We start from the raw sequence: 14896 nt of genomic DNA, 5'->3' as shown, positions 1-14896 counted from the left end.
ATGCCCCGCAGGGAACTACTCGTCCCGCGTCACATACCCGAAATCAAATCCCTGCAGCACATGTTCGCGCAGAAAGTGATTGACCGGATAGCTGTAGCTCTGCCCGATACTGACGGCATGAACCACCCGCAGTAACGTCCCGCCGCTGAGCGGTAAGGGCTTATCGGTAATTGCAACCTCCGCCTCTTTTAACCCGTCTTTTAAATGCTGGTAAGCCGGGGATTCAGTGATGCTGTTATTGGTGACGCCGAAGGTGATCACCAGAATGGCAATTAACGCGACGGGGAAGGCTAAGGGATGCCGATTCATGAGCCGTACGGAGCGCGAGGAACGCCGGGTCAACATCGCCGCCGTCACGGGAACGAGGACCAGATAGAGCAGTTTTGCCAGATGCGTCAGGGCACCCACCAGAGAGAACATCAGCGCAACGGGCGGCACAATGACGGCACGCGCGGCATCTTCCCCCAGTTTCTCATTAACCCCACCCGCGCTGTAGCTCGGTGCCGCCGCACGCAGTTCAGGTAATTTTTGCTTCACCGCCTCGTTAAGATGAGGCGCGTGGAGCTCAAGAGCAAACTGCTTCAGCTTATCGTTTAGCGGATACTGCTCGCGAACAAGCGTATTCCCCGGGAGCTGGAGCTTCTCGCGTAACGCTTTCTGCACCACGTTCAGGCGGAAAAAGACGCCCCAGTCGAGTCGTTTCGGGATAGTCACGCCTTCGTAGACCACGGTCCGCTGGGCGAGATATTTCTCTCTGGCGGCTTTCGCTACCGCCGCATCAAAACCGGCACGATCTGATGGCGTCCAGTCCCTGGTGACCGGAACCCCTTGCCCGCGCACCTGATTCCGCACGGTGGCGTAATAACGTCGCGGGACGTTCCAGGTTTTCAGGCGCTTCGCCTCTAAGGAGCGTTCATAGCGTTGCCAGGCTCGGGCCTGCTCCAGTCGCACCGTTTCGCTGATATCCATCTCATCGTTGTAATAGGCGACGAACTCTTTATGCACCTCTTCGCGAGCCTTGATCCACGCCTCGTAATAACCCCGCACGCCACCTTCTTGCGCGCTAATATTGTCACGTAAATTTTGCTCCGCATCGCTTTCGAGTAATTTACGGTAGCGATCCGACGAACTTAACAGCACCGGTAAGGTGGCCAGAAATGCCTTTCCGGATGGGCTGGTCCATGTCCGGGCCTGTCCTCCTCCGCTGTCCAGCGGGATGCCTTCCAGCGTCTGCTGCCCTTCAATTAATGCATGCTGGTAGAGCTGCGCCAGCAGAGACATCTGACGAAACTCGCCCGTGCTTTTCGTCACCTGGCGTTCGATCACCCACTCCACGGCATGCCACGTCAGGGTTCCGGCGATCAGGCAGATCAACAGCACCAGGGCTGTGCTGACGTTTGCCGTCAGGCGGATACCTTTTTTCTTCAGCCGGACGAGGCCCATTAGCGAGAACTGCAACACCAGCAGCGCCGCCGCGATGGCGGTTAAGGTCCGCCCGTAGCGCTCCATATTATGAACTTCATCGGCTGTCGAGACGCTACCGACCAGATCCAGCAGGCGGGAGTTGAACGCCAGCTCACAAATGAGATAGGTGAGGGTAATGCCCGTCACCAGCCAGTTTTGCCAGCAGGGGAGGGCCGAATGCTTGATCTTGTCCTGCGGCCACGGCTGCTCCTGGACATGCCCGGTCATGACTTCAGCTCCAGGCTGGTCTGGCGGGTTTTCGTCGGCGCATAGATCTCGTTGGGCACGGAATTGTCCAGCTCTGGCTGGGCAACTTTAGGCGGGAGTGGCGCCACCGTTTTGGTCGGGGTCTGTTTTACCGGCTTCGCCACGGGCTGCGCTTTGGCTTTACGCGACGATGTCACGCTATCGGTGCGGGTACGCTTAACCGTTTTTTGTTGCTCAAGGGGGAGGCGACGATGGTAAACCTCACCATGCTGCCAGGTGTACTGTTCGATCCGGTTCCCGTGGGTGAAATTCAGCTGCAGTTTGTCCGCGCTGGCGGCGATCTCCGGCCCTGTATCGCAGACGCCCGTGAAGGCCCACTCCTGGGAACGGGTGTTTTGCACATCGACCAGGCGATACTGTGCCGGGCAGGAGCGGGTAGCCACTTTCAACAGCAGCAAGGTGTGTCCTTCGATGTGATACTGACTGATGATCCTCGCCCAGCTGACACCCTCGATCGGGCGCTCAATCATCAGATTGCTCCACTTCAGGCTGTAGCGACCATTCAGCTCCCGTAACGCGCCTGTCGAGCCATCCGCCAGCGTGAACTGACCGACTTCATTCCCCAGCACGCTCGCCAGGTCAGTGTTAAACAGAATTTTGCCGTTTTTATCGTAACGAACGGAGCAGCCACTTAACCCAAAAATGAACGCCAGAACCAGCAAGCTACGCAGGATTAAATTGTGTCGGGAGATACTCATCTGTTAATTCCGTTTTTGTTCGTTATTTTTTCAATGCAATGCTATCAATGGAGCCATTGATAATGTTGAGAGTGGCTGGTGCGATCTGACGGGCGTGAGGGGACCATCCATGATAAAAATTTCAGGAAAGTTAACATGTTGAAATAATGCGTCAACTTCCAATTCTGGTGGGTTATACGGCGACCTGCTACCGGTTTTCCCCTTCAGCCGCTGCCAGGCGACTCGCATTTATTTTTACCCGGATATAATTCATATAACGCCGCTGTTGGCGTTACGCGCGATTTTTACCCGGATAAAAAAGGTGACTCCATGGCAAATATCACCCTTACCGTCTTCTGGCGGCAGCGTCAGATCGCCCACGGTACGCTGAGCGAACTGTTACAGCAGATCCAATCCGCTAACATTCAGCGTGAAAGCGTTTTCATTTTTAACGATCGCAGCGGAAAACGGCTCGATATTCCTCTTAATGGCGATATTGCCGATATTCTGGCGGTCTACCCTGAACTGGCAGAGACCCCTGTCGTAAAATCCCGCGGACGGCCAAAGCTCGGCGTCCTGGCCAAAGAGGTGACGTTGCTGCCCCGGCACTGGGAGTGGCTGGCTACCCAGCCCGGCGGGGCGTCTGCCACTCTGCGCAGGCTTATCGACCGGGCCAGAAAACCCGGTAAAGCGGCGGATAATAAGCGCCAGCGTCACGATCGCGCCTACCACTTTATGTACGAGATGGCGGGAGATCTGCCTGATTACGAGGCCGGCCTGCGCGCGCTTTTTGCTGACGATGAGGCGGCGTTTACCGCGTCTATTGAGAGCTGGCCGCAGGATATTCGCCAGTACGCGCTACGGCTGGCATTTGGCAAAGAAGAGGAGGGTGAGGGATCCTGAACCAGAGGGGGTCCTGAAAATCTCTACAAATGTAAATTTCTGTGCAATTTATTTCACATCTTTAATTTTATCCTATTGATTTAAATAAAAATAAAAACATACCTGGCTTTCCCTTTTCCCGGCGGACAACAAAACGCAGAAGGATACGCTACGCTTTGTAAATCACCCTGCGGCAAGCGTTTTTACCCCTTCTGCGGACGTCGCCACCCTAACACCGGGGAAGCCCCTATGACCCTTAGTCATGAAGATGATGTAAAAATGCTGCTGTCTGCGTTTGAAGGACGTCTGGAACAACTGTTGCCCGAGGGAGAGCAAGAGGGCCAGGTCTATGCAGCCATGCGCGAAGCCACGCTTGTCGCCGGCAAACGAATGCGTCCTCTGTTGCTGCTGCTGGCGGCGACGGATATGGGCTACAAAACCGAGCAGACCGGTATTCTGGACCTGGCCTGTGCCATTGAGATGGTCCATGTCGCCTCCCTGATCCTCGATGACATGCCCTGCATGGACAACGCCATGCTCAGACGCGGGCGCCCGACGGTTCACTATCAGTATGGCGAAAACGTCGCGATTCTGGCGGCGGTGGCGCTGCTGAGCCATGCGTTTTGCGTCATCTCACGCGCGCCTTCCCTGACCCACGAGGTAAAAGCGCGGGCGATGGCTGAACTCTCGGCGTCGGTGGGCCATATGGGGCTGGTGCAGGGACAATTTCGCGATCTGAATGAGGCCCGGCAGAGCCGTAATGCCGATGAAATCCTGCTCACCAATGAGCTGAAAACCAGCAGCCTGTTTAACGCTACCCTGCAGCTGGCGGCCATTGCGGCCGGCGCGCCGCCCCAGGTCAGCGAACGCCTGCGCTTTTTCGCCCGCGATCTCGGCCAGGCCTTCCAGCTGATTGATGACCTGACGGACGGCTCATATGCCACCGGCAAAGATCCCCATCAGGATAAAGATAAATCGACGCTGGTCGCCGTACTCGGGGCCGAAAGCGTCTTCCTGCGCCTGCGCGAGCACGTGCGCAGCGCCGATCAGCATATCGCTACCGCCTGTCAGCCGGGAAATACCACCCGGTACTATGTCCACGTCTGGTTTGAAAAACAGCTGACGCTTATCAGCCAGAGCCTGTCGTTATCCCTGTCGGAGTGTCAATGAGCAGCCTGTCGCAACGTAAAAGCGATCATCTCGATATCGTACTGAACCGCGCACCGGGCGCAAAAAAGTGTACTAACGGCTTTGAAAAATGGCGCTTCGGACACTGTGCCCTGCCTGAACTGCATCTTGATGACATCGATCTCACGACCAGGCTGTTTGGCCGAACCCTCAACGCGCCGCTGCTGATCAGCTCTATGACCGGCGGCACCCGCCGGGCGAGCCAGATCAATCAACATCTGGCCCTCGCTGCACAGGCGCTGGGGCTGGCGATGGGGGTTGGCTCTCAGCGCGTGGCGCTGGAGAGCGAGGCGAATTATGGCCTGACGGGAGAACTGCGATCCTTTGCCCCGGACGTGGTGCTGATGGCCAACCTCGGTGCGGCGCAAATCGCCGGGCCACGGGGTATCGACTATGCCAGACGTGCCGTAGAGACCCTGGCGGCAGATGCGCTGATTATTCACCTCAACCCGCTGCAGGAGGCGCTCCAGCACGGGGGCGATCGCAACTGGTGCGGGGTTATCGACGCCATTCATCAGACCGTCGAGGCGCTGCATGTGCCGGTAGTGGTGAAAGAGGTGGGCAATGGGCTTTCGGTCCCGGTTGCCCGTCAGCTGGCTGCCGCGGGCGTGGCGATGCTCGATGTCGCGGGCGCGGGTGGCACCAGTTGGGCGGCGGTAGAGGGCGAACGCGCCGTGACCGCGCACGACCGGGCGGTGGCAATGGCCTTTGCCGACTGGGGCATCCCAACCGCGACGGCCTTACAGGATCTGCATCAGGCGCTGCCTGATATGCCGCTGGTGGCCTCGGGCGGGATCGCCGACGGCATTGAGGTGGCAAAAGCGATCCGCTTAGGCGCCAGCGTAGTGGGCCAGGCGGCCGGCGTACTGCAAAGCGCGTTGGTGTCCAGCGAGGCGGTCATCGACCATTTTCAGGTGATCATCGACCAGCTGCGCGTCGCCTGTTTCTGCACCGGGAGCGCAAACCTGGCCCAACTGCGGCAGGCCACGCTGGTGGCACAGTCGTAATGGCGCACGAGTGGGACATCATTCTGGCCGGCGGTGGGCTGGCGAACGGGCTGATCGCGTTACGGTTGCGCCAGCAGCGCCCGGAATTGCGCGTGCTGCTTCTCGAAGCCGACAACCAGCCGGGTGGGAATCACACCTGGTCGTTTCATGAGGGCGACATTACCCCCGGGCAGCACCAGTGGATTGCCCCCCTGGTGGCGCATCGCTGGCAGGGGTACGACGTCCGCTTTCCCGACCTGAACCGGACCCTGGTCGGGGACTATCTCAGCATCACCTCGGCGCGTTTTGCCGCGGTGCTGACCGGGGCCGCTGGCGATAACCTGCAAACCCACGCCGTCGTCACCGCGCTCACCCCGGAGACGGTGACCCTCGCTGACGGCACTACGCTTCGGGCCCGCGCGGTAATCGATGGCCGGGGATACACGCCGGACAGGCACCTCAATACCGGCAGCCAGTCATTTCTCGGCCAGCAGTGGCGTCTGCGCCAGCCGCATGGCCTGACCCGGCCGATACTGATGGACGCCACGGTCAATCAGCAGGGAGGGTACCGTTTTGTCTATACCCTCCCGCTTTCCGCAACCGAACTGCTGATCGAAGACACTCACTACATTGACGCCGCCCGGCTGCATATCAGCGCCGCGCGGCAAAACATCGCTGATTATGCCCGCCAGCAGGGCTGGTGCCTGGAGAGCCTGATTCGGGAAGAGCAGGGTCATCTGCCGATTATGCTGGCGGGTGATTTTCCGGCGTACTGGCAGGCGCGGGATAAGCAGCCATGCAGCGGCCTGCGCGCCGGGCTGTTTCATGCCACCACCGGCTATTCGTTGCCGCATGCGGTGGCGCTGGCCGAGGTCATTGCCGGCAGCGCGGATATCAGCGCGACCGCCATCTTTTCCGTCATTCATCGCTATGCCCTCTACCAGTGGCAGGCGCAGCGCTTTTTCCGCACCCTCAACCGCATGCTGTTTCTGGCGGGGGATGCCGATAAACGCTGGCAGGTGATGCAACGTTTTTACTCTCTTAACGAAGGGCTGATTGCCCGCTTTTACGCCGGGCAGCTAACCCTGGCCGATAAAGCGCGGATCCTGGCAGGTAAGCCCCCGGTCCCCGTCGGCGAAGCGATGCTCGCCATACTGAAACTCACTCCCCGGATGCGAGCGTTTCACCATGAATAAAACAGTGATTATTGGCGCCGGTTTCGGCGGATTAGCCCTGGCCATTCGGCTGCAGGCGCAGGGCATTGCCACACTTCTGCTGGAGCAGCGGGATAAGCCCGGCGGGCGCGCGTACGTTTATCAGGATAAAGGATTCACCTTTGACGCCGGGCCAACGGTGATCACCGATCCCAGCGCCATCGAAGAGCTGTTTACCCTGGCCGGAAAACGGATGGCGGATTATGTCGATCTGCTCCCGGTGACGCCGTTCTATCGCCTGTGCTGGGAGACGGGCGAGGTCTTTGATTACGACAATGTGCAGACCCGGCTGGAAGAGCAGATCCGGCGTTTCAACCCCCGTGACGTGGAGGGCTACCGCAAATTCCACGCCTACTCCCGGGAGGTGTTTAACGAGGGGTATCTGAAGCTCGGCACGGTGCCGTTCCTCTCTTTTCGCGACATGCTCCGTGCCGGGCCGCAGCTTACCCGTCTGCAAGCCTGGCGCAGCGTCTACAGTATGGTCTCGCGCTTTATTGAGAATGAGCAGCTGCGGCAGGCGTTCTCTTTTCATTCGCTGCTGGTGGGAGGCAATCCGTTTGCGACCTCGTCCATTTATACCCTGATCCACGCCCTGGAGCGTGAGTGGGGCGTCTGGTTTGCCCGGGGTGGCACCGGAGCGCTGGTGCAGGGGCTGGTCAAGCTCTATCAGGATCTGGGCGGCGAGTTGCAGCTCAATGCGGAGGTAACCCGGCTGGTGGCCGAGGGCGAGCGCATTTCCGCCGTAGAGCTTAAAGACGGCCAGATCATCCCGACCGCGGCGGTGGCCTCCAATGCCGACGTGGTGCATACCTATGAAAAACTGCTGGGGCATCATCCGGTGGGGGCAGCGCGCGCGGCATCGCTCAAGCGTAAACGGATGAGTAACTCCTTGTTTGTGCTCTATTTTGGCCTTAACAAGCAGCACGATCTGGCGCACCATACCGTCTGTTTCGGGCCGCGCTATAAAGAACTGATCGACGACATCTTTAATAAGAACGCGCTGGCGGAGGATTTTTCGCTCTACCTGCACGCCCCCTGCGTGACCGATCCCTCTCTGGCACCGCCGGGCTGCGGAAGCTACTACGTGTTAGCCCCGGTGCCCCACTTAGGCACCGCGGATCTCGACTGGGACGTGGAGGGGCCGCGCCTGCGCGACCGGATTTTCGCCTGGCTTGAAGCCCACTACATGCCGGGGTTGCGCAGCCAGCTGGTGACCCACCGCATGTTCACCCCCTTTGATTTTCGCGACCAGCTGGGCGCCCATCTGGGCTCGGCCTTCTCTGTCGAACCGATCCTGCGCCAGAGCGCCTGGTTCCGGCCGCATAATCGCGACAGCCGGATCCCTAACCTTTACCTGGTTGGGGCCGGTACCCATCCGGGTGCCGGTATTCCCGGGGTGATCGGTTCGGCCAAAGCGACGGCAGGGCTGATGCTGGAGGCACTTTCCCGATGAACACCACCCTGATGGATCACGCCACCGACACCATCGCCGTGGGCTCGAAAAGCTTTGCCACCGCGGCGAGGATTTTTGACCCGGCGACCCGACGTAGCGTGCTGATGCTCTACGCCTGGTGCCGCTACTGCGACGACGTTATCGACGGCCAAGAGCTGGGGTTTAACGCCACCCCCGTGGACAGCGCCCAGGCAGAGCGGCGGCTGGAGATGCTTAAAAACCAGACCCTGCGCGCGTGGGAGGGGGGTGAGATGCATGAACCCGCCTTTGCCGCCTTTCAGGAGGTGGCCCTGGGCCACAACATCCCGCTCCAGCTGGCTTACGATCATCTTGATGGCTTTGCCATGGACGTGCGCGAGACCCATTACGAGACATTCGATGACACCCTGCAATACTGTTATCGCGTGGCAGGCGTCGTGGGGTTGATGATGGCCCGGGTGATGGGGGTACGCGATGACGCCGTGCTCGATCGTGCCTGTGATTTAGGCCTGGCATTTCAGCTGACCAATATCGCCCGGGATATCGTCGAGGATGCCCGGGTTGGCCGCTGTTATCTCCCGGCCCAGTGGCTGGCAGAAGAGAACATCCCCCCGGAGGCGATTGCGACGCCACAGATGCGTCAGCCCCTTGCGGGACTTGCCCGGCGGCTGGTGGCTGAAGCCGAACCTTATTATGCCTCTGCCCGTGCGGGGCTGGCGGGGTTACCGCTGCGATCCGCCTGGGCGATTGCCTCGGCGCACGGGGTATATCGCGAGATTGGTATGAAGGTGAGCGCCGCGGGCCCCCGCGCCTGGGATAAACGGCAGGGGACCAACGGTGTTGAAAAGGTGGGATTACTGCTGAAAGGCGCCGGGCTGGCGCTTACTTCTCGTTTGGCGACGCAGGCGCCGCGTCCGGCCGGGCTCTGGCAGCGCCCGCGTTAGCCACACTGCGCGCTTTGCGCTGGCGTAACGTGGTCTGCAATTTTTCAATCGGCGGGGCATAGAGAAAACCAAAGGAGACGCACTCCTCTTTGCCCCGTACCGCGTGGTGCAGGCGGTGCGCCAGATACAGGCGCTTGAGATAACCCCGGCGCGGGATATAGCGGAACGGCCAGCGCTGATGTACCAGCCCGTCGTGCACCATAAAGTAGAGTGCGCCGTAAGCCGTCATCCCGGCCCCAATCCACTGTAGCGGCCAAATGCCCCAGGTCCCCAGTGCAATCAGCACAATCGCCAGCACGGCGAACACCACCGCGTAAAGGTCGTTAACTTCAAACCAACTTGTGCGCGGCTCGTGATGCGACTCGTGCCATCCCCAACCCCAGCCGTGCATAACGTACTTATGCGCAAGGGCGGCGACTAACTCCATGGCGGCAATGGTTAATAGCACGATCACTGTGTTGTACAACGCGAGCATTGGTACTCCTTGGGCTCGGGGGGATTAGGGGCTCAGGTATTAAGCGTAACACTTAAATGGGGGAAGGGTGGGTGGGGGTAGACTTGATTTATTGCCTGAACGGCAGGCAACAAAAAACCCATCAACCTTGAACCAAAACGGCGGGGGTGATGGGCTCCACAAATTGGGGACATCAAAGAAAAGCAGTGGCAATAGTTATGACTGACGTATGACAGAAAAGTTCTGCGCATCACGAAAATTTTTCGCCAATGCGCAAATTTCTTGCTTATCCCAGCCCCGGCCAGATGATGATAATCAAGGTCCCCGCCAGGGTTAACAGCACGTTAGCGATAGCATAGGTGCCTGCGTAGCCCAGCGCCGGGATGTTGCTGCGCGCGGTATCGCTGATGATTTCCATCGCAGGGGCACAGGTGCGGGCTCCCATCATGGCGCCAAACAGCATGGCGCGGTTCATGCGCAGCACGTAGGCACCGAACAGGAAACAGATCACCACCGGCACCAGGCTGACGATTAACCCGGCCACCAGCATCTGCCAGCCCACCGCGCCCAGGCTGTGGCCAATGCCGCTGCCCGCGCTTAAGCCCACGCCCGCCATAAACACCATCAGGCCAAACTCTTTCACCATGTTCAGCGCGCCCTGCGGGATATAGCCGAAGGTCGGGTGGTTGGCACGCAGGAAGCCGAGCATGATCCCGGCGAACAGCAGACCGGCGGCGTTACCGATGCCGAAGCTAAAGTTGCTGAACTGGAAGGTGATCATCCCGATCATCAGGCCGACAATAAAGAAGGCGCAGAAGGCCAGCAGGTCGGTCACCTGGCTGTGAATGGAGATAAAGCCGATGCGGTCGGCGACGGTCTTCACGCGGCGCGTGTCGCCGCTCACCTGCAGCACATCCCCCTTGTTCAGGACGATATTGTCATCAATAGGCATCTCAATCTGGCTGCGGATCACCCGGTTGAGGAAGCACCCGTGATCGGTCAGCTTGAGCTGTGCCAGACGGCGGCCGACGGCGTTGTGGTTCTTGACCACGATCTCTTCGGTGACGATGCGCATGTCGAGCAGGTCGCGGTCGAACACCTCTTTGCCGTTACGGAAGCTCGGATCGAGACGGGCGTGCGCATCCGGGTAGCCCACCAGCGCAATGTCATCGCCCATCTGCAACACCGCATCGCCGTCCGGGTTAGCCAGAATGCCGTTACGACGAATACGTTCGATATAGCAGCCGGTCTGGCGATAGATGCCCAGCTCGCGAAGATTTTTACCGTCCGCCCAGGCCACCAGTTCCGGGCCGACGCGGTAGGCGCGGATCACCGGGAGATAGACTTTGCGTTTGCTGTCGGTGTCCAGACCGCGCTCGCGGGCGATCTGCTGGGCGCTGGTCTGCAGATCCTGATGCTGCAATTTCGGCAGATAGCGTGCGCCGACGATCAGGCTCACCAGACCAATCAGATAGGTCAGGGCATAGCCGAGGCTGAGGTGGTCCAGCGCCAGCGACAGCTGGGCGTTATCCAGCCCGAGATGGCGCAGCGTATCCCCGGCACCCACCAGTACCGGCGTGGAGGTCATCGACCCGGCCAGCATGCCTGCCGTCAGGCCGATATCCCAGCCAAACAGTTTGCCTAAACCTAACGCGATAAGCAGGGCGCTGCCCACCATCACCAGCGCCAGCATCAGATAATTTTTGCCGTCGCGGAAGAAAATAGAAAAAAAGTTGGGTCCAGCTTCAACGCCGACACAAAAAATAAACAGCATAAAGCCCAGGTTCAGGGCGTCGGTGTTAATACTGAAATGCTGCTGGCCTAATAATAACGAAACGACTAAAACGCCAATAGAATTACCGAGTTGGATCGACCCGAGACGTAATTTACCCAGGCAAAGACCCAGAGCCAGTACCACAAATAATAACAGGATGTAATTCCCGTTTAACAATTCTGCGACGTTTATGTTCACGGAGGATAACTTTTCGTTTACCAGTAAGTGGTTGAAGGGGTGGGATATTTAGGCTACTGTTTTGCACTGTAAGAGGAGGTAGGTCCCTCCCGATCGCGTATTATAATATATCCCACAAAGTAATATCAAACTATTAGTTAATTTTTAACAAATATCACCCTTTGATAGCGATGACGAAAAGACGTGCTGATTTTGGCAAGGAATGCCGGGTGACTCAACTAATTGGCGTCCACGGGACGAAAAAAGTATTTGTCCGAAATGGCAGGGGGATAGATTGAATATTAAACGTAACTGGTCTGGAGTGGCTTGCTGCTTTTTACTCTTCACTGCGGTGTGCGTCAGTCTGACGTTCAAACTGAAGGGGGCATTTTTTTCTGCGGGTTACCCTGGGCTGGGATTACTTTTCTTCACTGTACCGGGGATCGCTGCCAGCTTCTTCTCCCGCGGGGGAGAAGTGATCAGGCCGCTGATGGGAGCGATCCTCGCCGCGCCGGTCTGCCTGGTCGTGATGCGGATGATGTTTATCTCTTCACGGACGCTGGTGCAGGAACTGGCCTGGCTGCTGAGTGGGATCTTCTGGTGTGCGTTAGGTGCGCTGTGCTTTCTGTTTGTACGCCGGGCGCTGGAACATCGCCGTGTGAAAGTAAAAACGCCCTCAGAGTGAGGGCGTGAAAGGCTTACTGGGCTGCGAAGAGGCCCAGGTGCTCTTTGGCGTAGGCTTCAAAATCGGTAAAGCCGCCGATGTGGGTCTGGTCGAGGAAAATCTGCGGAACGGTTTCAACCGGTTTACCCACGGTCTGTTCCAGGTCGGCTTTGGAGATGCCTTCCGCATGAATGTCCACGTAGCGGTAGTTAAAATCTTCACGCTCAGCGGTCAGTTTTTCTGCCAGATCTTTTGCGCGCACGCAGTAAGGGCAACCCGGACGACCAAAAATCACTGCAAACATGTTTTCTCTCCTGAAACTAAGCCAGACGGCGAATGACGCTATATTGCCGATAACTATCGGTAATGGAAAGCAGGTTCTGCCTGTTACATTGATATCTTCAGGCTATGTTTGGCCAATTACAGCCTCCTTTTCTTTGCCTATACTGGCCACATGTCAGTAACGCCCGTAAAGAGAGAGAAGATGACGCCAGTAATTGATCTGCTACGTTCCCACCGCTCCATTCGCCATTTTACCGACCAACCCATCAGCGATGCGCAGCGCGAGGCCATTATTGCCGGTGCACAGGGCACCTCCAGCTCCAGCTTCCTGCAGTGCAGCTCCATTATCCGCATCACCGACCCCGCGATGCGCGAACAGCTGGTGACCCTCACCGGCGGACAACAGCACGTCGCCCAGGCGGCGGAGTTCTGGGTGTTCTGCGCCGACTTCAACCGTCATCTGCAAATCTGCCCTGAGGCGCAGCTCGGCCTGGCAGAGCAACTGCTGCTCGGGGTGGTGGATACCGCTATGCTGGCGCAGAACGCGATGACGGCGGCCGAGTCGCTGGGGCTGGGTGGCGTCTACATCGGCGGCATCCGCAACAGCATTGAGGCGGTAACCGAACTGCTGCAGCTGCCGAAGTACGTCCTGCCGCTGTTTGGCCTGTGCCTCGGCTGGCCGGCGGATAACCCGGACGTCAAGCCGCGCCTGCCTGCGGCGATGGTGGTGCATGAAAATCACTACCAGCCGGTTGATCAAGAGGTGTTGGCGCAGTACGACGAAGAGCTGGCGAACTACTACCTCAGCCGCGCGACCAATAATCGCCGCGATACCTGGAGCGACCATATCCGGCGCACCATCATCAAAGAGAACCGTCCGTTTATCCTCGATTATTTGCATAAACAGGGCTGGGCGACGCGATAAGTCCATTCATCCTGCGCCTGCCTGCGTGTATGATACGCAGGCTTTTACGGATCATGTCTGAGAGGTGCAGGGTGAAAATTGCCATATTGTCCCGGGATGGAACGCTCTGGTCGTGTAAACGGCTGCGTGAAGCGGCGGAGCGGCGCGGCCATCAGGTGGAAATCCTCGATCCGCTCTCCTGCTATATGAATATCAGCCCGGCGGCCTCCTCCATTCACTATAAAGGGCGTCAGCTGCCGCACTTCGACGCGGTTATCCCGCGCATCGGCTCGGCAATCACCTTTTATGGCACCGCCGCGCTGCGCCAGTTTGAGCTGCTCGGCAGCTATCCTCTGAATGAATCCGTGGCAATCACCCGGGCGCGTGACAAACTCCGCTCCCTGCAGCTGCTGGCTCGCCAGGGGATCGACCTGCCCATCACCGGCATTGCCCACTCCCCCGACGACACCAGCGATCTGATCGAGATGGTGGGCGGGGCGCCGCTGGTGGTCAAGCTGGTCGAGGGCACCCAGGGAATTGGCGTGGTGCTGGCGGAAACCCGCCAGGCGGCAGAGAGCGTGATTGATGCGTTTCGCGGCCTGAACGCCCACATTCTGGTGCAGGAGTATATCCAGGAGGCGAAAGGGCGCGACATTCGCTGCCTGGTAGTGGGCGATGAAGTGGTTGCGGCCATCGAGCGCCAGGCCAAAGAGGGCGATTTTCGCTCCAACCTGCACCGGGGCGGCGTTGCCCGGGTAGCAGAGATCACCTCCCGCGAGCGGGAGATCGCATTGAAGGCCGCACAGACCCTTGGGCTCGATATTGCCGGGGTCGATATCTTACGTGCCGATCGCGGGCCGCTGGTGATGGAAGTTAACGCCTCACCGGGGCTGGAAGGCATTGAGAAAACCACCGGGGTTGATATCGCCGGAAAGATGATCGGCTGGATAGAGCGCCAGGCCACGCCGGAGTTTTGCCTGAAAACGGGCGGATAACTCACCTGCCACGCACTGTTATTTTTTTAAGAGGTTCCACCGTTATGGATTCACTCGTAGTACCGACACTTGATACCTTGCGCCACTGGCTCGACAACATGGGCGTCAGCTTTTTTGAATGCGATACCTGCCAGGCGCTGCACCTGCCGCACATGCAAAACTTTGACGGCGTGTTTGATGCCAAGCTCGATCTGATTAATGACGTGATTCTTTTTTCAGCGCTGGCAGAGGTCAAACCCTCGGCGTTACTGGCCTTAGCATCGGATTTATCCGCCATCAATGCCAGTTCTTTGACCGTGAAAGCATTTCTCGATATACAGGATGATAATCTGCCAAAACTGGTGGTTTGCCAGTCTTTCTACGCAGCCGTCGGGCTGACCTTCCCGCAGTTTGCCGCCTTCATGCAGCAGAGCGAAGAGCAGATCTCAATGGTGATGCTTGAAGCCAGCGCCCATCATCTGCTCTACAACGCCGAAGAGGGCGTTGAGCAACCTGAATCTTCGGGCAATTTTCTGCACTAACGCTGTCTGACTTTTAGGCAGTCGCTGTCGTGGCGGCTGCATAACACCCTCGTTTGTGCTGGCTTTAACCT

The 14896-nt window shown here is 58.5% G+C and carries 15 protein-coding genes; 10 read left to right on the top strand and 5 right to left on the bottom strand.

Features of this window, described 5'->3' with window-relative positions; translation table 11 throughout:
- Positions 1–15 precede the first annotated feature (15 nt).
- Together LG383_RS11905 and LG383_RS11900 are read right to left on the bottom strand one after the other, a co-directional pair.
- Positions 16–1692 carry a hypothetical protein gene (locus LG383_RS11905; protein ID WP_225759202.1) on the bottom strand — a complete coding sequence of 559 codons (1677 nt, stop codon included), beginning with the start codon at positions 1690–1692 and terminating at the stop codon, positions 16–18.
- Positions 1689–2429, bottom strand: a complete 741-nt coding sequence (locus LG383_RS11900) for a hypothetical protein (RefSeq protein WP_225759201.1) — start codon at positions 2427–2429, stop codon at positions 1689–1691. Before LG383_RS11900 ends, LG383_RS11905 begins: the two co-directional genes overlap by 4 nt.
- A 309-nt stretch (positions 2430–2738) precedes the next feature.
- Here LG383_RS11900 and LG383_RS11895 point away from each other — a divergent pair, with 309 nt between their 5' ends.
- The 6 genes from LG383_RS11895 (at position 2739) to crtB (ending at position 9054) form a co-directional block, all read left to right on the top strand.
- Positions 2739–3311 (top strand): DUF2239 family protein, encoded by a 573-nt coding sequence (locus LG383_RS11895; RefSeq protein ID WP_225759200.1) that lies wholly within the window; start codon positions 2739–2741, stop codon positions 3309–3311.
- A 228-nt stretch (positions 3312–3539) separates the two neighbouring features.
- Positions 3540–4460, top strand: a complete 921-nt coding sequence (locus tag LG383_RS11890; protein WP_225759199.1) for a polyprenyl synthetase family protein — start codon at positions 3540–3542, stop codon at positions 4458–4460.
- The gene (gene fni / locus LG383_RS11885; RefSeq protein WP_106992512.1) at positions 4457–5485 is read left to right on the top strand and encodes a type 2 isopentenyl-diphosphate Delta-isomerase; all 1029 of its coding nucleotides are present in this window, start codon (positions 4457–4459) and stop codon (positions 5483–5485) included. The genes LG383_RS11890 and fni overlap by 4 nt, the downstream gene beginning before the upstream one ends.
- Positions 5485–6660, top strand: coding sequence for a lycopene beta-cyclase CrtY (gene crtY, locus LG383_RS11880; protein WP_225759198.1), 1176 nt, complete (start codon positions 5485–5487; stop codon positions 6658–6660). The genes fni and crtY overlap by 1 nt, the downstream gene beginning before the upstream one ends.
- Positions 6653–8131, top strand: coding sequence for a phytoene desaturase (locus tag LG383_RS11875; protein ID WP_225759197.1), 1479 nt, complete (start codon positions 6653–6655; stop codon positions 8129–8131). The genes crtY and LG383_RS11875 overlap by 8 nt, the downstream gene beginning before the upstream one ends.
- On the top strand, positions 8128–9054 hold the full coding sequence (gene crtB, locus LG383_RS11870; protein WP_225759196.1) for a 15-cis-phytoene synthase CrtB: 927 nt from the start codon (positions 8128–8130) through the stop codon (positions 9052–9054). The genes LG383_RS11875 and crtB overlap by 4 nt, the downstream gene beginning before the upstream one ends.
- On the opposite strand, the gene LG383_RS11865 is transcribed toward crtB, so the two are convergent.
- Positions 8993–9529: a sterol desaturase family protein gene (locus LG383_RS11865; RefSeq protein ID WP_225759195.1), complete on the bottom strand. Its 537-nt coding sequence runs from the start codon at positions 9527–9529 to the stop codon at positions 8993–8995. The genes crtB and LG383_RS11865 overlap by 62 nt on opposite strands.
- Before the next feature lie 265 nt (positions 9530–9794).
- Positions 9795–11480 carry an aspartate:alanine antiporter gene (locus LG383_RS11860; protein ID WP_039029554.1) on the bottom strand — a complete coding sequence of 562 codons (1686 nt, stop codon included), beginning with the start codon at positions 11478–11480 and terminating at the stop codon, positions 9795–9797.
- Between the two features lie 274 nt (positions 11481–11754).
- Between LG383_RS11860 and LG383_RS11855 the strand changes: the two genes are divergently transcribed.
- A complete protein-coding gene (locus LG383_RS11855) occupies positions 11755–12144 on the top strand; it encodes an inner membrane protein YbjM (RefSeq protein WP_106992518.1) in 390 nt (129 codons plus the stop codon).
- Between the two features lie 13 nt (positions 12145–12157).
- Here the strand turns inward: LG383_RS11855 and LG383_RS11850 are convergent, their stop codons facing one another.
- A complete protein-coding gene (locus LG383_RS11850; RefSeq protein WP_032617267.1) occupies positions 12158–12427 on the bottom strand; it encodes a GrxA family glutaredoxin in 270 nt (89 codons plus the stop codon).
- A gap of 180 nt (positions 12428–12607) precedes the next feature.
- Here LG383_RS11850 and nfsA point away from each other — a divergent pair, with 180 nt between their 5' ends.
- From nfsA to LG383_RS11835, 3 genes are all read left to right on the top strand, one after another.
- Positions 12608–13330, top strand: a complete 723-nt coding sequence (gene nfsA, locus LG383_RS11845; RefSeq protein WP_106992519.1) for an oxygen-insensitive NADPH nitroreductase — start codon at positions 12608–12610, stop codon at positions 13328–13330.
- Between the two features lie 71 nt (positions 13331–13401).
- A complete protein-coding gene (gene rimK / locus LG383_RS11840; RefSeq protein WP_106992520.1) occupies positions 13402–14304 on the top strand; it encodes a 30S ribosomal protein S6--L-glutamate ligase in 903 nt (300 codons plus the stop codon).
- Positions 14305–14348: 44 nt separating this feature from the next.
- On the top strand, positions 14349–14825 hold the full coding sequence (locus LG383_RS11835; RefSeq protein WP_106992521.1) for a YbjN domain-containing protein: 477 nt from the start codon (positions 14349–14351) through the stop codon (positions 14823–14825).
- Positions 14826–14896 lie beyond the last annotated feature (71 nt).

It is taken from the genome of Leclercia sp. Marseille-Q4284, assembly GCF_916618945.1.
In the GTDB taxonomy this organism is placed as follows: domain Bacteria; phylum Pseudomonadota; class Gammaproteobacteria; order Enterobacterales; family Enterobacteriaceae; genus Enterobacter; species Enterobacter tamurae.
Note: the sequence above shows the minus strand (reverse complement) of the source record. Positions and strands in the feature narration are given on the sequence as shown.